Genomic DNA, 21,362 nt, shown 5'->3' on the forward strand with positions numbered 1-21,362 from the left:
TTTGTGCCCGGCCTCCAGAAACAAAGGAAGAAACCATGTCGCGCCGTTGCGAACTGACCGGAAAAGGCCCGATGACTGGCAACAATGTCAGCCATGCCAAAAACAGAACTCGTCGTCGTTTCCTGCCGAACCTGAATGACGTTACCCTGCAGTCCGAGACCCTGGGCCGCGGCGTCAAGCTGCGCATCTCGGCAGCCGCCCTGCGTTCGGTTGACCACCGCGGTGGTCTGGACGCATTCCTGGCCAAAGCCAAGGATGAAGAACTGTCGGCGAACGCGCTGAAAGTGAAGAAGGAAATCGCCAAGGCGCAAGCCACGGCCTAAGCCTTTTCGCTTACGGGATTTCAGGCCCTGCACCTCTGAGGTGCGGGGCTTTTTTGTTTTGAGACGCCCGCTGCTGCCTTGCTTTGTTTTCAAATTCGAAATTATTTCTCGCCATTGGTGAATTGCTTCACATACGGAAAGCCGAATCTGACCTATCGTCACTGTCATTCATCAGGCGGGGGCCTCACTATGACGTTAAAAAGTTTCTACCTTTTCCTGTTTCTGGCCGCGGTTTTTCGCAAAGCAATTTCGGCTTGTACGCGGATGCAGCGCAGGGTGAATCGTTCCCACACCAGCTTCAATACAAGCAAGGTGAAACGACCGGGAATTGATTACTGAAACCAGCTTCAAGCGCGACCCTTTGGCGCTTGAAGCTACTTTGCTGACTGACCTATACCCGGGTCAGGATGAGACCTGCCATAACACGATTCCTGCCTTATGCTCTGTCCCTGCTTTTGGTTCTGACCGGGCAGGGCCTTGCGGTGTCCCGCGGCATGGACAGGGCCGTGGGTCAGATGGTGTTGTGCACAGGCACCGGTCCGGTCGTTGTCTATATGGACGAAGACGGACAGCCCACCGCGCCACCGCATTACTGCCCGGATTACGCGCTGTCCCTGATGGGCGCGGTCGCCATTGCCCAGCCGCCCATGCCAATGGCACCAGAGCAGGCGCAGTTAGCGCCGCTGCGACATCTGGTCAATCAAATCGCCTTGCCGGTCCCCGGCACCCCGGCGCGCGCGCCGCCTGTACGTGTTTGAAGACACTACTTTTTCAAACCTACAATACAGGAGAGGCACGATGTCCCTCAAAACTACTCTGTTTGCAACCCTGGCCGCCGTGACCCTGGCCATGCCCGCTGTTGCCGAAGGCACTATCAAAGTTGATGACGCCTTTGCCCGGTCGTCGGGAAAGACCGCCAAGGCAGGTGCCGCGTTCATGATGATCCAGAATCTGGGCGATGCGGACGACCGTTTGGTCGGCGTGACGTCGGATGCCGCTGCTCGGGTTGAACTGCACACGCACAAAGTCGACGACAATGGCGTGGCCAAGATGGTGCATGTCGAGGAAGGCTTTGCCATTCCGGCAGGCGAAACCCACATGCTGAAACGCGGCGGCGACCATGTGATGTTCATGGGGCTGACCGAACCGTTCGAGCAGGACGCCATGGTTCCGGTGACGCTGATCTTTGAAAAGGCTGGCGAGGTTGAGATCGAAATCCCGGTCGATCTGGAGCGTCAGGACATGGGTGGGCACGGATCTCATTCGAACTAGGGCAACGCCTGTCTTCGGGCCGCGCTGCGGCCGTCATCCATGCGTCAGGCCGGGCATTGCCCGGCCTGTTGTTCCTGCGGCCGCCGCTGGTGCTATTTGTTGACGTTTTTCATACCGACGCGGTCACCGGCCTGGCGGAATCGGGATGCCAGCCAGAACATGACCGCGGCGATGGCCAGTGCCGAAAAGGCGATGCCCCATCCAAGTGCAACAAGCGCGACCGCTGGCCAGATCATCAAAACAAGCCCGACCACAAGCGCGACAAAACCCGAGACGCGCATGGAGCCGCGTTGAGGGTCTCTCTCGTGCATTTGCCCGGATGCCGCCAGCGAACCGATCCCGATAATCAGCGCCCAGGCGCCCATGAGGAAAAAGGCCAGTTTGACCGTCCCTTCCGGCCAGATCAGCAGGACAAGCCCGATCAGAAGCGCACCGATTGCAGCGCCGCCCATTACCCCGCGACGCCCAACGCCCAAAAGCGTCAGGCCACCATCGAGGATCAGCAGCACACCAACCAGCCGCAGCAGCAACGCGATGCTGCCAGACGGCCAGAACAGCGCTGCAATACCGACAAGCCCGGCCAATACTCCGCGCAGCAGAAAGGTCCACCACAGGCTGGAAAGCTGCTCTCCCAGCATGTCGCGCCCGGCCATGCTGCCTTCATCCAGAATTTCACCGGTCCGGGGGTCCTGATCCGTCATGTCTTGTCCTCCAGTCGTTTCGGGGGCATTCTAACCGAATTAAGCGAGTGTTGTCTGTACTTTAACTATGCGGCGCAAGCAGGTGCCCGACCCATCGCGGAACTGTCTGGGTCGCTTTGCCGACAACTCTTTCATCAAACCCGGATGCGCCCGGCGACGGTTCCAGATTGATCTCGATCGTCCGAGCGCCCGCCGCTTGTGCCTCGTGCACGAACGCTGCCGCCGGATAAACCTGACCCGAGGTGCCAATGGCGGCAAAAAGCCACGCGCTGCTCAGGTGGTCATAAATCTCGTCCATGAAATAGGGCATTTCACCAAACCAGACCACATCGGGCCGGGCCGTGGGCCGCGCACAGGCGGGGCAGGATTCCCCAACCGCCATTTCGGGCGGGGCGGTCCAGCGATGGCCACAGGCTGAACACAGCGCGCCCGCCAAAGTTCCGTGCATGTGGATGACATCCTTTGCGCCGCCCGCCTCGTGCAGGCTGTCCACGTTCTGGGTTACGATCACGACGTCTCCGGGCCAGTCCCGTTGGAGCCGGGCCAGTGCTTCATGAGCGGCATTGGGTTGAACTTCGGAGGCCTGAACCCGCCGCGCATTGTAAAACCCTTGAACCAGTGCGGGATCGCGGGCGAATCCTTCCGGCGTGGCGACATCCTCGATGCGGTGCTGGGCCCACAATCCACCCTCATCGCGAAAGGTGCTCAACCCGCTCTCGGCTGATATTCCGGCCCCGGTCAGAATCACGATCTTTTCCATTTCTCCTCCGCGCGGTACAGCATGGTGCATGTCACACCGTATCCTTTTTGTCTGCCTGGGCAATATCTGCCGCTCGCCTGCGGCAGAGGGCGTTTTTCGCGCCCGCGCGCCACATCACGTAACCGATAGTGCCGGAACCATGGGCTGGCATGCGGGAAAACCGCCCTATGGCCCAATGCAGGCAGCTGCAAAGGTCAGGGGAATCGATTTGGGCGACCTGCGCGCGCGTCAGTTCACCGCTGCCGATTTCGACCGCTTCGACCTGATCCTGGGCATGGACGCCAACAACATCGCGGATATCGAGAATCTGCGCCCCGCCGGCAGTGACACCCCGGTGCGCCTGCTGACCGATTTCGCCCCTGAGGCCGGCGCGGATCATGTGCCTGACCCCTATTACACACGGGATTTCGATGGCGCGCTGGACCTGATCGAGGCAGCGGTTGACGGCCTTGCTGCCCATCTGGACAGTTAACCGCCGATCACCCGCAGCGATCCGCTCAGCCAGGGCAGTTTGGCCAAAGCCGGGTCAACGATCTGGTTCTGCATCAGACGCCGTGTCATGCCCGCGACCTCCTGCGGCACCTGATCGGACCAGCCCGTTCGCGCCAGCAATGATATGCTGCGCGAGAAATCCCCGAACGGGGCAGGGTGGGCCTCCAGCCCGTCATGAAAACGCGCTGCGCGCATGAAGCCCAGCGGCGTCGTGATCGCCCAACCCAGACCCCGTGCAACCATGGCCATCAGCGCCATGTGCGAGCCGATCTCGAACCGTTCCTCGAACTCCTGCGCGCCGCGCGCCATATGCGCCTCGATCTGCCGGCTGATCAGCTGCTCGCGGGCATAGCGCAGATATGGCAGGCTGTTCTGCACGGCCTCCACTCCGCCCGCCTCCTGAGGCGCAACCAGAATGAACGGATCCCGGACCAGAGGGTACTCGACCACCCCTTCCAGCACTTCTCCGCTATGGGCGGTGACGGCCATATGCAGGCGTTGTTCGGCCAAGGCCTCGAACAGATCGAGGCTCGACAAGGTGATCAGTTTGAAATTCGATCGGGTCAGACTGTCCGCCAGCAGCGTGGCCAGCCGTGGGGTCAGGTCATTGTCGAAGTCGTCGATCAATCCGATGGAGAGCGTGGTCAGATGCCCCAGATCCATGACCGACAATTCGCTTTGTGCCATTTGCAGCTCGGCCAGAACCGCCTCGGCCCGCACCAGAAAACTGCGCCCGGCCTGCGTCAGGCGCATCGGTCGGCGCCCGTGATCGACCAGTTCGGTGCCCAGAGCCTTTTCCAGATTGCGCAACTGTTGGGAAACGGATGGCTGGCTGAGCCCCGTGATCTCGGCGGCCTGTGCCACCGATCCCGTCCGCGCCAAAGCCTCGAACACCTCAAGGCCCCGCAGGGTCAGCCCTTTCATCACCATAAGATACACCTTTCGCTGCGCCTTTCTGGGGCGCAGCGTGGATCAGGTCAAGGTTTCAGAGGGGCTTAGCTGCAGATCGCCTGCGCCATCTGGCCAAAGTTCTGATACCGGTCCCACAGCGCATCGTCGCGCGCGGTCTGCGACATCTTCAACTCCTGCGCCTGATGGGGGTCGGTGAACCATTTGGCCACGGTTTTCTGATCGCTGCGGGTAAGCGCCTGATCCGCCACGCGCTGGATGCAACTGCACCGATCCCGCGTCGCCGCCGACCGGTCCGACGCCAGACACGCCCGCTTGATCTGCGCCGCATCCGCAACCGGAGCCACCGCCGTCAGCGATGCCGCACAAAATGCGATTAAGAGGAACTGTTTCATACTCGAGCCTCGTTTTTGCCTGCCCGGAGGTGTCTTGCGCCCCTCTCGGTCTGCGGCGGAGTATGAATCAAATGGGCGCTCGGATCAATCATACGTTGCGAAAAAGTGATTGCACGAGCCGGAAACGATACAATCCCACCACCCCCGTAGGCCGGGTTTCAGCCCGGCACCGGTCAGGACAGGAGCGGGAGCCACCTTTCAATGGCCTCGATCAACGCTTCAATTTTCTCCGGGTGTTTAGCTATGTAAGCGTCAACGATCGCTGTAGTGCCTTTGGTTGAGCCTACAACGATCACAGTGCCAACTGCTAAATTTGCCTTGCCAACGCACCACTTGAGTAAGCCAACCAGTCCTGCTTTGAGTTTGCCCAGAATTGCTTCAATCCACTCACGAGCAGGGCTTTCCTCTTCCAAAGCCGTCGAGAGGTCGTCGGTCGTTTCCCAGATCAAGGTTAACGCGTCGGACAACCGTTCATCTTCGATGCTCTTAGGAGGGTTGTTCCCTCCGATGCCGTGGCGTGCTGAGGTTCTAACCGTCAGGCTACCTTTGATGTCCGATAAGGCTTTCTCGACTTCCCACCTTGCCTGAATTTCCGCAATTTCTTCAGCAACAGCTTCCGGGCCTGCGTTCCAAATACTATTGCCAATCAAAGCAACCCGCCGCTGAAGTTCCCAGTCCAACGGTTCACCCTTCAGCATTCCCTCGTACCATTCAGCCCAAAACTCCCATGGCGTCTCGGGGGCGTTTTCGGAAAACCGCTGCGACAAGCTGGCGTACGGCTTTGGTACTGCACCATGCCACAGTTCGGTGGCAAACACCTGCTCAGTTTCATCTGGTGTCGCGGCTAGCGCAATAGCATCGGCAGATAGCGCTTGGGTAATTTCGGCACCGTTGGTGAATGCGTTGGCATTGAGATCTTGAATTGTTTCGGCAGGCGTGGCGCGCGTTGCATAGAAGGTTGCGGCGACGGCAGTAGCGACGTTGGATAAGGTCGGGTCGGTTAATGTACCGTACCCGTTTTCGGTATTGGCGGCGTCGAGGGTGCCTAGAGTACTAGAGGTGATCGAAGCTATTTCTGGGTAAAGCCCAGTACCAACGAGTCCAGAAACAATATTGGCTCTAAAGCAAGCTAGAAGAAATTGCGCCTGTTCGCGGCTGCTACTTTCTTGATCTGATAAAACAAAAGCATAGGGAAGAACTTGTAAGGCTGAACGCGTCGCAAATGCTTTCAGTGCCGTGTTTGAAAGCGAATTTAGCCAATCTTCAAACTCTTCTGGACGGGTTAAAATAACCATGTGCATTCCTGCTAATACGAGCGGTCCAATCTGCCCTCTTGAAGTTTAGCGGACAAGGCACCGAAACTCTGTCGCGTTTCTATTGACCAATCCACGATTCCTCTACATATCCCCAACCCATGACAGACCTCGCTCATATCCGCAATTTCTCCATCGTCGCGCATATCGACCATGGCAAATCCACCCTTGCTGACCGGCTCATCCAAGAGACCGGAACGGTGAAGGATCGCGACATGAAGGAACAGTTGCTCGACAGCATGGATATCGAGCGCGAGCGTGGCATCACCATCAAGGCCAACACGGTTCGCATCGACTATACCGCCGACAATGGCGAGCAATACGTGCTGAACCTGATCGACACCCCCGGTCACGTGGACTTTGCCTATGAGGTCAGCCGGTCGATGCGCGCGGTCGAGGGCTCGCTGCTGGTCGTGGACTCGACCCAAGGGGTCGAGGCGCAGACGCTGGCGAATGTCTATCAGGCCATCGACGCTGATCATGAGATCGTGCCGGTGCTCAACAAGATCGACCTGCCTGCGTCCGACTGTGACCGCGTGGCCGAACAGATCGAAGATGTGATCGGCATCGACGCAACCGACGCCATTCAGGTCAGCGCCAAGACGGGGCAGGGCATCCACGAAACGCTTGAGGCCATCGTACAGCAACTGCCCGCACCGCAGGGCAATCTGGATGCACCGCTCAAGGCGATGCTGGTGGATTCCTGGTACGACGCCTATCTCGGCGTGATCGTTCTGGTCCGTATCATGGACGGCACGCTGAAAAAGGGGATGCGGGTCAAGTTCATGTCGAACGGCACCCTGCACCATGTCGACCGCGTCGGTGTGTTCCGCCCCGAGATGCAGATGGTCGACTCGCTTGGCCCCGGTGAGATCGGCTTCTTAACGGCTTCGATCAAACAGGTCCGCGACACCCGCGTCGGTGACACCATCACCAATGACCGCAATGGCACCGAAGAGGCGCTGACAGGCTTCAAACCCGCGCAACCAGTGGTGTTCTGTGGCCTTTTCCCCGTCGACAGTTCCGAATTCGAAGACCTGCGCGATGCGATCGACAAACTGGCGCTCAACGACGCCAGCTTCAGCTTTGAGATGGAAACCTCGGCCGCACTGGGCTTTGGCTTCCGTTGTGGCTTCCTTGGCCTGTTGCACCTCGAGGTCATCCGGGACCGCATCGAACGCGAATATGATATCGAACTCATCACCACCGCGCCGTCGGTGATCTATCACGTCTACATGAAAGACGGCGAGATGATCGAGCTGCACAACCCCGCCGACATGCCCGACCCCTCCAAGGTCGACCATATCGAGGAACCGCGCATCAAGGCGACCATTCTGGTGCCTGACGAATACCTCGGCGACGTGCTGAAACTCTGCCAGGACCGCCGCGGCATCCAGCTGGACCTGACCTATGCGGGCAGCCGCGCCATGGTCGTCTATGACCTGCCGCTGAACGAGGTTGTCTTTGACTTCTACGACCGCCTGAAATCGGTGACCAAGGGCTATGCCTCGTTCGACTACCAGATGACCGGCTACACGCAGGATAATCTGGTCAAGATGTCGGTGCTGGTGAATGACGAACCGGTTGACGCGCTGTCGACCATGGTTCACCGCGACCGGGCCGAGATGCGGGGCCGCGCGATGTGCGAAAAGCTCAAGGACCTGATCCCGCGCCACATGTTCAAAATCCCGATCCAGGCCGCCATCGGAGGCAAGGTCATCGCCCGCGAGACCCTGTCCGCCCTGCGCAAGGACGTGACCGCAAAATGCTACGGAGGCGACGCCACGCGGAAACGCAAACTGCTGGACAAGCAAAAGGCGGGGAAGAAGAAGATGCGCCAGTTCGGGAAGGTGGATATCCCGCAGGAGGCATTCATATCGGCGTTGAAGATGGATGGATAAGGCTGTCCATCTTGGGTTGTATGCACTTACGGAGAGTGTAGCTATGCCCTAGCTGGAAAGAAAACTGTTGGTTGTCGACAGCATCTATTGATGAGGGCAGAGTGTCTGAAACTAGATCCGACGAACCGACTGATTTGAATGAGTATCTAATTAAGGTTGGCCACAACCTAAAAGGGCCAATACCAAAGTGTATTGAACTCGCGGATAGTCTTCTAATGCGATGTTCAAATAACTTGCACTCCAATCAACATGTTACAGCGGCTAGGCTGTTTCAGATCGGATTTGGTTCTTGGAGATCCAGTGTAACGTTGGCTTTAGCAGGTGCATCGAGTGCGGTACCGGCAACTTTAAGACACGCTCACGAATGCTCACAATATTCGTATCTCTGTTCGCGTGACAGTGAATTCGAAGAGATTTGGTGGAATAGAGAATTCGACTCAGAGGCAAAGGCCTCAATGCGTGGTAGGAATGGTCCCATTCCTCGCGCCAAAGCGAGTCTAAAGAAAGAGGATGCAGCGCTCGGTGCTCAGATGGAAAGAACCACGCAAACGCTAATCGATTTTGGTGCCCATCCAAACATGTTGATATTCGTCGATCACTCTGATTCCGAGCATGACTTGGAAACGGAAACCTACACCACAAAGTTATTAGGCTCGGCAGAAGCGCGTAATTCCGCGTTCGTGATTTCATGCGGGGTGGCCCTCGACATGGCACGTGTATTTCGTGTCATTTGGCCGATTAGATTTGGAATGAACTGTGAAAATCTCTTGAGTGAACTCATAGGTCAAACAGACCTCTTCGTTCGTTGGCACCATTCGCAAGATTATTCTTAACTCAACGTTTCCCTAATGACGAACACGAACAACACTTGTCTTTCAACCCACCCGCCCGGCGGCATCGCCGGGCCGCGTCATGCTGAAAGCATGCCTCCGGCATGACCCGCCCGTCAAACCGAAGGTTTGCCTCCGGCAAAACGGGCGGCGCGTTTGCGCCTCCCCTCGGGCCGGCGCTGCCCTCAATTCTGTTGATCAACCGCCCGCCCTACAGTTGTGGAACGAATGTTCGAATTTCGGAAATACCACAATCGATGCTACACTCCCCCCATTCCAATCAATTGATAAACAGGGGGAATTGTCATGGATCAGACTCTGCGTTCAAGAACGTCTATGGGACGTCTGGATCATTACTATTACATCATGCGGACGACAATCTTTGCCTATGTGGCGCTCGCTGCCATTATCGGGTTTGGCGCTCAAGGGGTTTCGCTGGTTCTGATTGTTCTGGTCATTGCCACTGCGGCCTATGGCATTCTGGCAGGCAGCACAGCTTTGGCCGATGTCGCGAACCTGCGCGACGACATGGACGAAGAGTTAGCGGCGTCAAATTTCGGCAAGGGCGTCAAATCCCATAACCTGAAAGGGCTGATCCTGACGTCGAATGTGTTGCTGGGTCTGATTGGGCTGTCCGAACTCATCGCAATCGTGTTCTGACCGAAGTCTGTGATCAACCTCACAGCTTCAACTTCGCCCACCTGCTAAAGTTGACGCACCGGCAACCTCGGCAGGAGGCCCTTATGTCCACATCGCTCATCCCTCTCATCGCCCTCGGGTCGGCGGGTCTCTATTCCGTTGCCATGATCTCGATGAAGTTCTGGTGGAAGATCCCCGGTGTTGGCCTGACCCTTCTGATTGTTGCCACGCTGCTGGCCGCCGCGACGCTGGAACTTGCCGCGCTGCGCAACGAACGGTTGGGCATCATCTATACCGGCATTCTGGGGGCCGAGGTCGTGCTGATCGCCATCGCCTCGTATTTCCTGTTTGGCGAGAACTTTTCCTATCGCGAGGGGATTGGCATCGCGCTGGTCATTGTCGGGACAGCTTTGGCCTGGGCCTGAAACTCCATTCTAAGCCCCCGCTGAACCAATCATGAAGTTTCCCTCAAGTAAGTTGTAACCGGTTCGGGCGGTCCCAATCTGTTGACCAGACAGAAGGAGAGAGCCCATGACCAGATACATGACTGCCGGAGCAGCCGCTTTGGCCACGACCCTCGCCCTTGGAACGGCCGCGCTGGCCGATACCACGCCCGACCTGCGCGGCACCTGGCTGGGGTCTTACACGACCGTTCAGCCCAGCCATTACTACAAAGGCGATCAGCCCCGGTTCAATCAGGCCGAATGGATGCTGGATGTGCAGCTTCAGGACGGCAACGTTTTCTGGGGGCACAGCAAATGGCGTCGCGATGGCGATTCCGACTGGAATGAATACGAGGCCACCGGCACCATCAGCCTCGATGGGACGGGCAGTATCGGCATCGTCGAAACCTCACCTCTGCTGATCGGCGCGAATGCGTTGATCGATGCGCGGTACGAAGATGGCAAGATCTTTGCCGATTTCCGTAGCCTGCGGAACGGAACGACCTACAGCACCGTTCTGGAACGTCAGGTGAACTGAAGCGTGTCCGGCCCGGGCGATTGTAGGGGGTAAGTATCGCTGCTGCAATTTTGACTGCGGCGGAGGTTAGTAGGTTGCCACGTGCGGGTCGGACCGCTTCTCAAAAACGGAACAATCGTCTCCACAGCGCGGAGACGGGCCGGGCGGTCAGTTCACCGCCTGCGATAGGAACCAGACCACCCCGCGCAAGAATGCGGCGTTCCTCGGCGCGGGTCATCTGGATCTCGCGAACCTTCAGCGCGGCTTCGCGCGCGGTGACATAGCTGCCGTCCGGTCCCGGTTCCATTCCGGGGATGTTGCGTCCCGGCGACCACATTCCGCGAATGCCCGACAGCGGGTGTTTCCACCCGATCTCGTCATCATCCTGCAAATGCCAGATCCGCTTCGCTTCTGCGACCGAGACCAGAGCGGCCAGCGGTTTGCCGTGCCGGGTCAGTATGATCACTTCGCGCGGGTCCTGTGCGCGGATGACCAAAGCGCCCAAATGGGCGCGCGCATGGGAAATGGTGCAACGCATCGGCGAATCTCCGTATGTACGATTCGAAAGATTGGTGGTCCGAGAGTTGTACAAACCCCGCAATTCTCAACTAATGGCGCGTGCGGTGGCCTTTGCGCCCGCAGCATTGGGCCAAAAGCCGGGCTCAGGTTCAGGCCTGAAAATGTCCCGGGACAAACATGCGTGGAGTCGAAACTTCTCGGATTATCCACAAAGATTTCCCGGCAGATACCAACAATTTATCCCCGTCTAATTTTCATGCTGCAGTGCTATTTTCTTGTCAGATACAAGGCATGCTGCAACAGTCTGAACACCACACAGGTTCTTCGGAGCCGAAGGTGGGACGCAAAGGCCCGGGGGTCTTGGCAGAGAGACTGGATCTTAGGATTTGCGTTGAACTGCAATGGCTTACCGGTGGGTGATCAGCCGAGTGAGGGCTTCATGCCCAAGTCGGATGGTTACCTTCTCAGAGGGCCGATGCACGCTGTGATGTCTCTTCGGGGACAATGCAGCCGCTGCAGTCTCTCAGGGGGCTGTAGCAACTGGATCGGGTGCTCTTCGGAGCGCATCGACCCGGTAAGGCGTCAGGAGTGTCCGAAAGGACGCATGCAAAGACCGCGTCTGCGCACCTGGCGCCTTTTCCTTTGCCGGATTTCGGTTTCATACAGGCTACCACTCACCCCTGCCGAAAGGGACCGGGGCTCTTCTGCGTGTGCGAAAGAGCCCCGATTTAGCGTCAGATGATGCAATGCCGCGTCTATGCACCTGTAAGGGAAAGCTACCGCGGCATGCCATGTCTTTCAACTACATATTGAGAGAAGGCCCGCGCGCGGCGCAAAATAAAGTGTATTACAGGCTTTCCTGCACGTCGGTTGCTGCGCCTTGGATGGCATCTCCGGCTTTTTCGATATCCTTGCCGGCGCCTTTGGCGGTTTCGCAGGCAGTCAGTGCAAACAGGCTCAGGCCCATCAGAATTACGCGGATCATGTTCGTCTCCTTGGTGCTCGATTATTTTTCGGTAGCACCTTTTTTCAGCCGGAGCCAGTTCCTAGGTCGGGCCGTCGCCGCAGAAGAGCTCGTAAACGACTTCGAGCATGCGGCGGGGACGATCATCCGCCAGACGATAGTAGATGGCTTTACCTTCCCTGCGAGGTATCACCAACCCTTCAAGTCGCAGACGGGAAAGTTGCTGTGATACAGCGGCTTGTCTGGCGGACAGCAATTCTTCCAGTTCGGTGACGGATTTTTCACCGGACACCAGATGGCAGAGGATCATCAATCTGCCTTCGTGGCTTATCGCTTTGAGAAAATTGGAAGCGCGTGTCGCGTTGGTGACCATGCGGTCAAAATCTTCTTTTGACATGTCATTGGACAGCTGAGGAAGTGCCATCGATTGAGTTCCTTGCAAACCCGTTGGCCGGGTGTTGTTTCCGTAACGTAAAGAGACGTGAGTGTAAGACCCTTCAGTACATGTTTCGTACATTCATTTCTATATGTATGAATCAAAATAGCGTGATGTATGAAAGGGGAATTCGGATTGAACGTTCCCGCAACGCGAGGGGGCAGATGATTCACTTTAAGGCGATCTGCTGATCGTTGCCGGAAACAACAGATGGTTCGCCTTGACGATTGATGATGATCCACATTCGGTCAGCGTTCTCACTTGCCCCCCTTGCAGCCCCCCTTAGCCGACACTAAGACTCAGGTAACACTTGTTGGGATATTGTCCCGATCCATAGCTAAACAGGCAGGTTACGAATGTTCGATCCCGTAGAAACCTACATGAATACACTTGTTCCCATGGTCGTTGAGCAGACCAGCCGGGGCGAGCGCGCCTATGATATTTTCTCTCGCCTGCTGAAAGAGCGGATCATATTCATCAACGGACCGATCCATGATGGGATGAGCCATCTTGTTGTGGCGCAATTGCTGCACCTCGAAGCTGAAAACCCCAACAAGGAAATCTCGATCTACATCAACTCGCCCGGCGGAGTGGTAACCAGCGGTTTGTCGATTTACGACACAATGCAATATATCAAGCCGAAATGTTCCACATTGGTGATCGGTCAGGCGGCCTCGATGGGCTCGGTCCTGCTCGCCGGGGGCGAGAAGGGAATGCGCTTTTCACTGCCCAACAGCCGCATCATGGTGCACCAGCCCAGTGGCGGGTACCAGGGCCAGGCCAGTGACATCATGATTCACGCGGCCGAAACCCAAAAGCTGAAGGATCGCCTGTATGACATCTACGTACGTCATACGGGGCAGACGAAAAAGGCGGTCGAAAAAGCGCTGGATCGTGACAATTTCATGAGCCCGGAAGAGGCCAAGGAATGGGGTCACATCGATGAGATCGTTGAAAATCGAGCGAAAATGGACACGGAAGAGGCCTGAGGCCGATACCCCGCGTCACCGGCGCGGGGGTCATTTTGAGATTGTAGCCGCCAGAGTGCTGGCCTAAGCTGCACACACAGGTGTAAGCGCCCCCGAAAAGGGGCGCAGGGACGAAGCCCGAAAGGTAGATCATGGCGACGAATTCAGGCGGCGATGGGAAAAACACGCTCTACTGCAGCTTCTGCGGCAAAAGCCAGCATGAGGTCCGTAAGCTGATCGCAGGCCCCACGGTTTTCATCTGTGATGAATGTGTTGAGCTGTGCATGGACATCATCCGCGAAGAGACCAAGGCCAGCGGACTGAAGTCATCTGACGGCGTTCCGACGCCAAAGGATATCTGCGAAGTTCTGGACGATTATGTAATCGGTCAGGCCACGGCAAAGCGGGTTCTGTCGGTTGCCGTTCACAACCATTACAAGCGTTTAAACCACGCACAGAAAGCGGGCAGCGATATCGAACTGGCAAAGTCGAATATCCTGCTGATCGGTCCGACCGGTTGCGGTAAAACGCTGCTGGCGCAAACGCTGGCGCGTATTCTGGACGTGCCGTTTACCATGGCTGACGCGACGACCCTGACCGAAGCCGGCTATGTTGGTGAGGATGTCGAAAACATCATTCTCAAGCTGTTGCAGGCGAGTGAGTACAACGTCGAACGCGCGCAGCGCGGCATCGTCTATATCGATGAGGTCGACAAGATTACCCGCAAATCCGAAAACCCCTCAATCACGCGTGACGTGTCGGGTGAGGGCGTGCAGCAGGCATTGCTGAAACTGATGGAAGGGACAGTGGCCAGCGTCCCCCCACAGGGTGGCCGCAAGCATCCTCAGCAGGAATTCCTGCAAGTGGACACGACGAACATTCTGTTCATCTGTGGCGGTGCATTTGCGGGTCTGGACAAGATCATCGCGCAACGTGGCAAAGGCTCGGCCATGGGCTTTGGCGCCGATGTGCGCGACAATGACGACCGCGGTGTAGGCGAGATATTCAAAGATCTGGAACCCGAGGATCTGCTGAAATTCGGACTGATCCCGGAATTCGTCGGTCGTCTGCCGGTTCTGGCGACGCTTGAGGATCTGGATGAAGACGCGCTGGTGACCATCCTGACCAAACCCAAGAACGCATTGGTCAAGCAATACCAGCGTTTGTTCGAACTGGAAGATGTTGAACTGGCCTTTACGGATGATGCCTTGAAAGCAATCGCCAAAAAGGCCATCGAGCGCAAAACCGGCGCGCGCGGCCTGCGGTCTATTCTCGAGGATATTCTGCTGGACACCATGTTCGAACTGCCGGGCATGAAAAATGTCAGCGAGGTTGTGGTGAACGAAGAGGCGGTGATGTCCGACGCGCAGCCGCTGTTCATCTATGCCGATGCGGCCAAGGAATCGGCCTCGGCGGGCTGAGGCCGGGCTTTTACCGCGACGGTGGGACTTCACTTGAACCGGTTCAGGGGGCTCTGCCCCCGCTGCCCTTCGGGCATCCCCCCGGGATATTTTTAGCCAGATGAAGCTGTGGATCCGTCGCTCGCACGCGAAGTCATGCGTGGTCAGGCGGCGGAAGCTTAAGCAAGTTTTCGAACATCAAAGGTGACGGATTATGGCAGTGCAGCGCATTTCTTCGGGTGGTGAGTTCGAAGCCAAGGTCGGGTACTGCCGCGCAGTGGTTGCGGGCGGCTGGGTTCATGTCGCCGGGACCGTCGGGCGGGGCGAGGACGTGGTGGCGCAATGCCGGTCTGCGCTGGACATCATCGGCAAGGCGCTGGCTGAGGCAGGCGCAGGCTTTGACGATGTGGTTCGGGTCACCTACATGTTGCCGGACCGCAACGAGTTTGAGCCGTGCTGGCCGATCCTGGCCGAGACTTTTGGCGCCAATCCACCGGCTGCGACGATGATCGAATGCGGTTTGATTGATCCGAAATACAGGATTGAGATCGAAGTGACCGCCTTTTTGCCGGAGTGACGCAGGTGGTATCAGGGGCACTGGACCTTGGCGGGCCTTTGGTCCATACCTTTCTTCGACGAAATGCCGGAGGCACCCGATGGGAATCCTGAACAGTCTTTTGCGAGCCGTGACCTGGTGGAATGGGTCAACTTTGAACACTCAGATCTACACTGCACGCAAGGGCGTGAAAGTGGGCGAAGACAATGAAGGCAACGTGTTTTACCGCAATGCTGATGACAGCAAGCGTTGGGTTATCTTCAATGGCGAGGCCGAAGCCAGCCGGGTTGATCCTGAATGGCATGGTTGGTTGCATCGCACTTGGGACGAGCCTCCGACAGATAAACCGCTGCCGCATAAATCCTGGGAAAAACCACATCAGGAAAACCTGACCGGCACCGCGCTGGCCTATGCTCCTGCCGGATCTCTGCGTCGCGCGGAACCGGTTGAACGTAAGGACTATGAGGCCTGGAGCCCGGAATAAACGAGGCGATAATGTCGACCCATAACTGGACCGAAGTTCTTGTCGGCGGCGTCGTATTGGCCGGTGCCGTTGCATTTGGTGTCTATGCCAGCCAATCGACGGGCTTGTCGCAAGGTGCCGCTGGATATGAACTGGGCGCGTCTTTCAGATCTCTGGAGGGGGTGGGTGTCGGTACGGATGTGCGCCTTGCGGGCGTCAAGATCGGGACCGTGACGGGCGTCACCCTGAACCCGGATACCTACCGCGCTGACACGACTTTCACGATTGCAGACGGCATTCTGGTGCCGGACGACAGTGCCATTGTCATTTCCTCAGAAGGTTTGCTGGGGGGCAATTTCGTCGAGGTGATGCCAGGTGGGTCACCATTCTACTTTGATCCCGGCGACGAGATCGAGGATACGCAGGGCGCGGTCAGCCTGATTTCGCTGCTGGTCAAGTTCGTAGCCGGAGACGGCAGCGAATGATGCGCGCCACGATTCTTGCCTTGTTGCTGGCCGCCACAGGTGCGGCCGCGCAGCAGAAAGTTCAATCTGGGCCCGGGGCAATGCTGCGGGGCCTGGACAAGGTGAACGGCCAGACTGTCGATGTTGAATTGCAGACCGGCGCGACGGCAGCGATTTTTGGGCTGGATGTTGCCTTGGGAGATTGCCGTTTTCCCGTTGACAATCCAACGGGTGACGCATTCGCCTATCTGACCATCTGGGAGAGTGGGAAGGCCGATCAGCTGTTTGACGGTTGGATGATCGCAACCTCCCCTGCATTGAATGCGCTGGATCACGCGCGTTATGACGTTTGGGTCATACGGTGTATCACACCCGCCGCCGATTGATTCAGCGGCACCGAGAAATCGGCGCTGTGGTTCAAGGCCTTTTCCAGCTCTTTCTTGTAGGCGCCGCGCGGAATTTCGATTGCGCCCAAAGAGGCCAGGTGCGCGGTCAGAAACTGCGTGTCAAACAGACGGAACCCGGTTTGCCTCAGGCGGTCCACAAGATAGGCGAGGGCGATCTTCGAGGCGTCTTTGCGTCTTGAAAACATGCTTTCGCCGAAGAATGCTGCGCCCAGGGTCACGCCATAGACGCCGCCCACCAGCGTGTTGTTTTCCCAGACTTCCAGTGAATGCGCATACCCTGTTTGGTGCAGCTGGCGGTACAGGTCATGAAGTTCGGCGTTGATCCAGGTATCTGCCCTGTCGGCGCACCCGTCGACGACGCCGGAAAAGTCCTGGTCGATCGAGATATCGAACCCGCAGTTTCGGATACGGCGCGCCAGGCTTCGAGAAATGTGGAAACTGTCCAATGGAAAGACGCCGCGAAACTTGGGATCGACCCAAAACAGGTCGGGGTCATCGCGATGCTCGGCCATCGGAAAGATACCGATGGAATAGCCATGCAACAAAAGTTCGGGGGACAGGCTCATGTCAGGTATGAGGCAACCGGAGGGCAGGCGCCCTCCGGTCCTTGGTGACTATTGTTCCATGTTCTCCGCAAGCCAGCGCTCCAGCCAGTGGATGTTGTAGTCGCCGCTGTGCAGATCGGGTTCCTGCAGCAGTGCGTGGAACAGAGGGACCGTGGTATCGATACCGTCGACAATCAATTCCCCCAGTGCGCGTTCCAGTCGGGCCAGCGCTTCGGCCCGGTCACGACCCTGCACGATCAGCTTGGCGATCAGAGAGTCATAATAGGGTGGAATCGAATACCCGTCATAGAGAGCCGAGTCCATTCGAACACCAAGGCCCCCCGGCGCGTGATAGGCCGTGATCTTGCCGGGGCAGGGTGAAAATTTCGGCAGCTTTTCGGCGTTGATCCGAACCTCGATGGCGTGGCCGTTGATTTCCAGATCGTCCTGACCGAACGACATCTGTTCACCCGCTGCGACAAGGATTTGTTCGCGCACCAGATCGACGCCAAAGATACCTTCGGTGACCGGATGTTCCACCTGAAGGCGGGTGTTCATTTCGATGAAATAGAACTCGCCATTTTCGTAGAGGAACTCGATGGTGCCGGCGCCGATATAATTGATTTTCGCGACCGCATCCGCGCAGATCTTGCCGATCCTGGCGCGTTCTTCGGGTGTGATGCAGGGGCCTGGGGCCTCTTCGAACACCTTCTGGTGGCGCCGCTGAAGCGAACAATCCCGTTCGCCCAGATGAACAGCCTTGCCTTTCCCGTCGCCAAACACCTGAATTTCGATGTGGCGCGGCGTGGTCAGGTATTTCTCGATATAGACTTCGTCATTGCCAAAGGCGGCCTTGCCCTCGGCCCGCGCAGTCATGAAGGCGCTTTCCATTTCGTCAGCGTTCATCGCAACTTTCATACCGCGACCGCCTCCGCCTGCGGTAGCCTTGATGATGACCGGATAGCCGAATTCCTCACCGATCTTCTTGGCCGTCGCAAGATCAGGCACGCCGCCGTCTGATCCCGGCACGCAAGGCACTCCCAGCGCCTTCATCGTGTCCTTGGCAGTGATCTTGTCGCCCATGACGCGGATGTGTTCTGCGGTGGGGCCGATGAACGTGATGTCGTGATCTTCGACGATCTGCACGAACTCGGCATTCTCGGACAGGAAGCCATAGCCAGGGTGGATCGCCTGCGCACCGGTGATTTCACAGGCCGATATGATCGCGGGCACGGACAGGTAACTCTGGGGGCTGGGCGGGGGGCCGATGCAGACCGATTCGTCGGCCATGCGCACATGCATTGCGTCGCTATCCGCGGTGGAGTGGACGGCAACCGTCTTAATCCCCATCTCGCGGGCAGCGCGGATGACGCGCAGGGCGATCTCGCCTCGGTTGGCAATCAGGATCTTGTCGAACATGGGCCCGCCTTACTCGATGATGACCAGAGGTGTGCCAAACTCCACAGCGTCGCCATCGCCGACCAGAACACGCTTGATCGTGCCCGACTTGGGCGCGTGGATGTGGTTCATGGTCTTCATCGCTTCGACGATCAGCAGCGTGTCGCCTTCGGAAACGGAAGCGCCGACCGAGATAAATGCGGGCGCGCCGGGCTCGGGCTGCATGTAGACGGTTCCAACCATGGGAGAGGTCACGGCACCAGGGTGGCTGGCCGGATCTTCCTGAGCGGCAGGGGCTTCGGCCACGGCAGGCGCAGCCGCAGCGGCAGGAGCTGGTGCTGCCGCAGGCACGGCAACCTGAACTGGTGCAGCTGCGGCCTGTGTCATGCGGCTTACGCGCACGTTCAGGCTGTCTTCCTCGCCATATTCGCGCTTGACCTGCAATTCGGTCAGGTCATTGTCACGCAGCAACTCGGCCAGAGCCTTGATGAATGCCACATCCGCTTCGTGTTTGGTGTCTGTCATGAGTGTCCTCGACGGTTCCCCTTTGGCCCGTCTGTTTCTTGCGGGCTCTGATCAAATTACGCAGGGTTATAGGCTAAGCGGCGGTGCATGAAAAGCGCCGACTCGCACCATCACAGGCGGGAATCCCGCATAATTTAAAGGGGCGGACAGGTTACAGAGGCATCCCTGACAATTTGGCGACAAGCTCGGACAGTTTGCGGGCGCCGAATTTCTCAAGCAGACGGGCGCGATAGGCTTCGATTGTGCGGTAACTCAGGCCCAGTTCAGCACCGATTTCCTTGGCGGACAGGCCACGGCAGGACAGGATCGCCACTTCGCGTTCTCGAACGGTCAATTCGACAAGGGGACGTTCTTCCGAGATGTCGGAAAAGCTCCAGATTCCATGGCGGAACGGGTCATCGGGCGTCAAAGAGCGGCCACGGGCGCGGCACCAGAACAGATCACCATTGCGGCGCCGCATGACGCGTTCATCCGTGTAGTACCCGGTGTCTCGCATCACTTGCAGGCTGCGTTCCCCGATCCTCTCCCAATCCGCGACCGAGGGATAGAGATGCAACAGCGGCATATTGCGGTAATCGGCCTCTTCCCCGCCGAAAGTGCGGGCGAATTGCAGATTGCAGCGTCTGATGATCCGGTTTTCCAGTTCAACAAGCCCGATCGGTGCATATTCAAAGGCGGGGTCACTCATCCGCTTATCGTGCCGGGAAACCACGCGGAATTGAAGGGGAGATGCGGCTTATTGTGGCCATTGATGCGCATTGGCGGCTGCCGCTTTTGTTAAGGTTGTAAATATGGTTTGAAAATATCTCGGTAAACTAGCGAAACACATGATATGTTCTGAAAAAAGTGGTTGAAGCCTGGTCAGGAGAATACGATCATGCGCGATATGTTGACGGGAAGCCGTATTCGGGAAAGACGGCAGATTGCCGGGCTTCGGCAGGCGGAACTTGCCCGCCTTGCCGGGATATCCGCGTCCTACCTGAACCTGATCGAACATAACCGCCGCCGGATCGGTGGCAAATTGCTGGTGGATATAGCGTCAGCGCTTTCCGTCGAACCCTCTGTCCTGACACAGGGGATCGAGGCAACCCTCGTGTCGGCCTTGCGGGAAGCGGCGGATGACGCCGTCGGGCAGCAGGCCGAAGTGGACGGGCTGGAGGAATTTGCCGGGCGCTTTCCCGGATGGGCCGGGGTTCTTGCGCAGATGCACCGCCGGGTTGTTTCGCTTGAGCGGAATGTCGAGATCTTGTCGGACCGGCTGACTCATGACCCGCATCTTGCGGCATCAATGCACGAAGTGCTGTCAACGGCGGCGGCGATTCGTTCAACAGCGGCAATTCTTGCAGACACAGAGGACATCGAAGCAGAGTGGCGGGAACGGTTTCACAAAAACCTGCACCAGGATGCAGAGCGGCTGGCCGGGAGTTCAAAGGCACTTGTAACCTTTTTGGACGAAAGCGACTCGTCAATTGATCCGCGCGGTGTTCCGCTTGAAGAGGTCGAAGCGTTCTTCGAATCCCGCAGGTACAGTTTTCCGGAATTGGAACAGGGCGAGGACGTGGATGCCGTTGATCTGAGCAGTCTCAACACGTCGGCTGCCCGAACTGTGGCGCGTGAAGTTCTGAAGATGTATCGCGATGATGCAATCGCTTTGCCGCTGGATGCGCTTCGATCGAGCCTGCAAAAAGGCGACACGGATCCCTTTGCGTTGGCTTATCGCTTTTCCGTGGACGTCGCCACCGTTCTGCGTCGATTGGCGTTCATACCCGATGACGTGTTACCGCAGCCGGTTGGCATGGTGCTGTGCGATGCATCCGGCAGCGTATTGTTCATCAAGCCGATTCCGGGCTTTGCTTTGGCGCGGCATGGTGAGGTTTGCCCGCTGTGGCCGTTGTTCACGGCTTTGAGCCGCCCACTTGTTCCGGTGCGCAAGCAGGTTGTCCAGATGGGGCGGACCCCGGCTGAATTCGAATGCTTCGCCTATGCTTGGCCTTATGCGGTATTGGGGTATGATCAGGATCCCGTTTATCGCTCGGTTATGCTGGTCCGTTCGGGCAACGAGGCGGCAGGTGCCGCTCCGGTCACGCAAGTCGGGCCAAACTGCCGCGTCTGTCCCAGCAATGCTTGCGAGGCCCGCCGCGAACCGTCGATTTTGAGCGAAGGCTTTTGACACTTTCCCGACAGAAGGCTTAATCTGGCGGGGACCGATCTGAGGATGGAGG

The 21,362-nt window shown here is 57.7% G+C and carries 28 protein-coding genes; 16 read left to right on the plus strand and 12 right to left on the minus strand.

Annotated elements, in window-relative coordinates; all coding sequences use genetic code 11:
• Positions 1-35 precede the first annotated feature (35 nt).
• The 3 genes from rpmB to ACR0FB_RS12385 all read left to right on the plus strand — a co-directional run bounded on the left by rpmB (position 36) and on the right by ACR0FB_RS12385 (position 1,595).
• Complete coding sequence (gene rpmB / locus ACR0FB_RS12375; protein WP_050603240.1) at positions 36-323, plus strand: 50S ribosomal protein L28; 288 nt, start codon at positions 36-38, stop codon at positions 321-323.
• Positions 324-730: 407 nt separating this feature from the next.
• Positions 731-1,081, plus strand: a complete 351-nt coding sequence (locus ACR0FB_RS12380) for a hypothetical protein (RefSeq protein WP_171638200.1) — start codon at positions 731-733, stop codon at positions 1,079-1,081.
• 40 nt (positions 1,082-1,121) lie between these two features.
• Positions 1,122-1,595 (plus strand): copper chaperone PCu(A)C, encoded by a 474-nt coding sequence (locus ACR0FB_RS12385; RefSeq protein WP_209546981.1) that lies wholly within the window; start codon positions 1,122-1,124, stop codon positions 1,593-1,595.
• Between the two features lie 92 nt (positions 1,596-1,687).
• On the opposite strand, the gene ACR0FB_RS12390 is transcribed toward ACR0FB_RS12385, so the two are convergent.
• Both ACR0FB_RS12390 and ACR0FB_RS12395 read right to left on the minus strand, forming a co-directional pair.
• Positions 1,688-2,296 carry an HdeD family acid-resistance protein gene (locus ACR0FB_RS12390; RefSeq protein ID WP_171638196.1) on the minus strand — a complete coding sequence of 203 codons (609 nt, stop codon included), beginning with the start codon at positions 2,294-2,296 and terminating at the stop codon, positions 1,688-1,690.
• 61 nt (positions 2,297-2,357) lie between these two features.
• Positions 2,358-3,056 (minus strand): NAD-dependent deacylase, encoded by a 699-nt coding sequence (locus tag ACR0FB_RS12395; protein WP_480488122.1) that lies wholly within the window; start codon positions 3,054-3,056, stop codon positions 2,358-2,360.
• Between the two features lie 28 nt (positions 3,057-3,084).
• Between ACR0FB_RS12395 and ACR0FB_RS12400 the strand changes: the two genes are divergently transcribed.
• Entirely contained in the window at positions 3,085-3,528 is a 444-nt protein-coding gene (locus ACR0FB_RS12400; RefSeq protein ID WP_171638194.1) for a low molecular weight protein-tyrosine-phosphatase, read from the plus strand.
• Here the strand turns inward: ACR0FB_RS12400 and ACR0FB_RS12405 are convergent.
• From ACR0FB_RS12405 to ACR0FB_RS12415, 3 genes are all read right to left on the minus strand, one after another.
• Entirely contained in the window at positions 3,525-4,478 is a 954-nt protein-coding gene (locus tag ACR0FB_RS12405) for a LysR family transcriptional regulator (RefSeq protein WP_480620848.1), read from the minus strand. The genes ACR0FB_RS12400 and ACR0FB_RS12405 overlap by 4 nt on opposite strands.
• Before the next feature lie 65 nt (positions 4,479-4,543).
• Positions 4,544-4,852, minus strand: a complete 309-nt coding sequence (locus tag ACR0FB_RS12410) for a hypothetical protein (RefSeq protein WP_171229650.1) — start codon at positions 4,850-4,852, stop codon at positions 4,544-4,546.
• Between the two features lie 173 nt (positions 4,853-5,025).
• Positions 5,026-6,147, minus strand: a complete 1,122-nt coding sequence (locus tag ACR0FB_RS12415) for a hypothetical protein (RefSeq protein WP_480620850.1) — start codon at positions 6,145-6,147, stop codon at positions 5,026-5,028.
• Between the two features lie 119 nt (positions 6,148-6,266).
• Between ACR0FB_RS12415 and lepA the strand changes: the two genes are divergently transcribed.
• From lepA to ACR0FB_RS12440, 5 genes are all read left to right on the plus strand, one after another.
• Entirely contained in the window at positions 6,267-8,066 is a 1,800-nt protein-coding gene (gene lepA, locus ACR0FB_RS12420; RefSeq protein WP_480620852.1) for a translation elongation factor 4, read from the plus strand.
• 455 nt (positions 8,067-8,521) lie between these two features.
• On the plus strand, positions 8,522-8,899 hold the full coding sequence (locus ACR0FB_RS12425) for a hypothetical protein (RefSeq protein ID WP_480620853.1): 378 nt from the start codon (positions 8,522-8,524) through the stop codon (positions 8,897-8,899).
• Between the two features lie 303 nt (positions 8,900-9,202).
• Positions 9,203-9,556, plus strand: coding sequence for a hypothetical protein (locus ACR0FB_RS12430; RefSeq protein ID WP_480620855.1), 354 nt, complete (start codon positions 9,203-9,205; stop codon positions 9,554-9,556).
• Positions 9,557-9,639: 83 nt separating this feature from the next.
• On the plus strand, positions 9,640-9,960 hold the full coding sequence (locus tag ACR0FB_RS12435; RefSeq protein ID WP_170345061.1) for a hypothetical protein: 321 nt from the start codon (positions 9,640-9,642) through the stop codon (positions 9,958-9,960).
• Positions 9,961-10,066: 106 nt separating this feature from the next.
• Entirely contained in the window at positions 10,067-10,516 is a 450-nt protein-coding gene (locus ACR0FB_RS12440; protein WP_171724389.1) for a hypothetical protein, read from the plus strand.
• A gap of 100 nt (positions 10,517-10,616) precedes the next feature.
• On the opposite strand, the gene ACR0FB_RS12445 is transcribed toward ACR0FB_RS12440, so the two are convergent.
• The 3 genes from ACR0FB_RS12445 to ACR0FB_RS12455 all read right to left on the minus strand — a co-directional run bounded on the left by ACR0FB_RS12445 (position 10,617) and on the right by ACR0FB_RS12455 (position 12,402).
• A complete protein-coding gene (locus tag ACR0FB_RS12445; protein ID WP_480620856.1) occupies positions 10,617-11,033 on the minus strand; it encodes a type II toxin-antitoxin system Phd/YefM family antitoxin in 417 nt (138 codons plus the stop codon).
• An 828-nt stretch (positions 11,034-11,861) separates the two neighbouring features.
• A complete protein-coding gene (locus tag ACR0FB_RS12450; RefSeq protein ID WP_152457342.1) occupies positions 11,862-11,999 on the minus strand; it encodes an entericidin A/B family lipoprotein in 138 nt (45 codons plus the stop codon).
• A 61-nt stretch (positions 12,000-12,060) separates the two neighbouring features.
• Positions 12,061-12,402: an ArsR/SmtB family transcription factor gene (locus ACR0FB_RS12455; protein WP_480486979.1), complete on the minus strand. Its 342-nt coding sequence runs from the start codon at positions 12,400-12,402 to the stop codon at positions 12,061-12,063.
• Between the two features lie 368 nt (positions 12,403-12,770).
• Here ACR0FB_RS12455 and ACR0FB_RS12460 point away from each other — a divergent pair, with 368 nt between their 5' ends.
• The 6 genes from ACR0FB_RS12460 to ACR0FB_RS12485 all read left to right on the plus strand — a co-directional run bounded on the left by ACR0FB_RS12460 (position 12,771) and on the right by ACR0FB_RS12485 (position 16,651).
• Positions 12,771-13,403 carry an ATP-dependent Clp protease proteolytic subunit gene (locus tag ACR0FB_RS12460; protein WP_117869644.1) on the plus strand — a complete coding sequence of 211 codons (633 nt, stop codon included), beginning with the start codon at positions 12,771-12,773 and terminating at the stop codon, positions 13,401-13,403.
• Positions 13,404-13,534: 131 nt separating this feature from the next.
• Positions 13,535-14,803: an ATP-dependent Clp protease ATP-binding subunit ClpX gene (gene clpX / locus ACR0FB_RS12465; RefSeq protein ID WP_152457344.1), complete on the plus strand. Its 1,269-nt coding sequence runs from the start codon at positions 13,535-13,537 to the stop codon at positions 14,801-14,803.
• A gap of 193 nt (positions 14,804-14,996) precedes the next feature.
• Positions 14,997-15,359, plus strand: a complete 363-nt coding sequence (locus ACR0FB_RS12470; protein WP_171724386.1) for a RidA family protein — start codon at positions 14,997-14,999, stop codon at positions 15,357-15,359.
• Positions 15,360-15,438: 79 nt separating this feature from the next.
• Positions 15,439-15,822: an NADH:ubiquinone oxidoreductase subunit NDUFA12 gene (locus ACR0FB_RS12475; protein WP_152457346.1), complete on the plus strand. Its 384-nt coding sequence runs from the start codon at positions 15,439-15,441 to the stop codon at positions 15,820-15,822.
• A gap of 11 nt (positions 15,823-15,833) precedes the next feature.
• A complete protein-coding gene (mlaD, locus tag ACR0FB_RS12480) occupies positions 15,834-16,286 on the plus strand; it encodes an outer membrane lipid asymmetry maintenance protein MlaD (RefSeq protein WP_171638180.1) in 453 nt (150 codons plus the stop codon).
• Positions 16,283-16,651, plus strand: a complete 369-nt coding sequence (locus ACR0FB_RS12485) for a DUF2155 domain-containing protein (RefSeq protein WP_209547016.1) — start codon at positions 16,283-16,285, stop codon at positions 16,649-16,651. Before mlaD ends, ACR0FB_RS12485 begins: the two co-directional genes overlap by 4 nt.
• Here ACR0FB_RS12485 and aat read toward each other — a convergent pair.
• The 4 genes from aat to ACR0FB_RS12505 form a co-directional block, all read right to left on the minus strand.
• Complete coding sequence (gene aat, locus ACR0FB_RS12490; RefSeq protein WP_216600192.1) at positions 16,606-17,238, minus strand: leucyl/phenylalanyl-tRNA--protein transferase; 633 nt, start codon at positions 17,236-17,238, stop codon at positions 16,606-16,608. The genes ACR0FB_RS12485 and aat overlap by 46 nt on opposite strands.
• A 48-nt stretch (positions 17,239-17,286) precedes the next feature.
• Positions 17,287-18,636, minus strand: a complete 1,350-nt coding sequence (gene accC / locus ACR0FB_RS12495; RefSeq protein ID WP_480620859.1) for an acetyl-CoA carboxylase biotin carboxylase subunit — start codon at positions 18,634-18,636, stop codon at positions 17,287-17,289.
• Positions 18,637-18,645: 9 nt separating this feature from the next.
• Positions 18,646-19,140 carry an acetyl-CoA carboxylase biotin carboxyl carrier protein gene (gene accB / locus ACR0FB_RS12500; protein WP_171638174.1) on the minus strand — a complete coding sequence of 165 codons (495 nt, stop codon included), beginning with the start codon at positions 19,138-19,140 and terminating at the stop codon, positions 18,646-18,648.
• A gap of 151 nt (positions 19,141-19,291) precedes the next feature.
• Entirely contained in the window at positions 19,292-19,828 is a 537-nt protein-coding gene (locus tag ACR0FB_RS12505) for a LuxR C-terminal-related transcriptional regulator (RefSeq protein ID WP_152457352.1), read from the minus strand.
• Between the two features lie 189 nt (positions 19,829-20,017).
• Between ACR0FB_RS12505 and ACR0FB_RS12510 the strand changes: the two genes are divergently transcribed.
• Positions 20,018-21,310, plus strand: coding sequence for a helix-turn-helix domain-containing protein (locus tag ACR0FB_RS12510; protein WP_480620861.1), 1,293 nt, complete (start codon positions 20,018-20,020; stop codon positions 21,308-21,310).
• Positions 21,311-21,362 lie beyond the last annotated feature (52 nt).

The sequence above is a fragment of the Ruegeria sp. P10 genome (assembly GCF_056534925.1).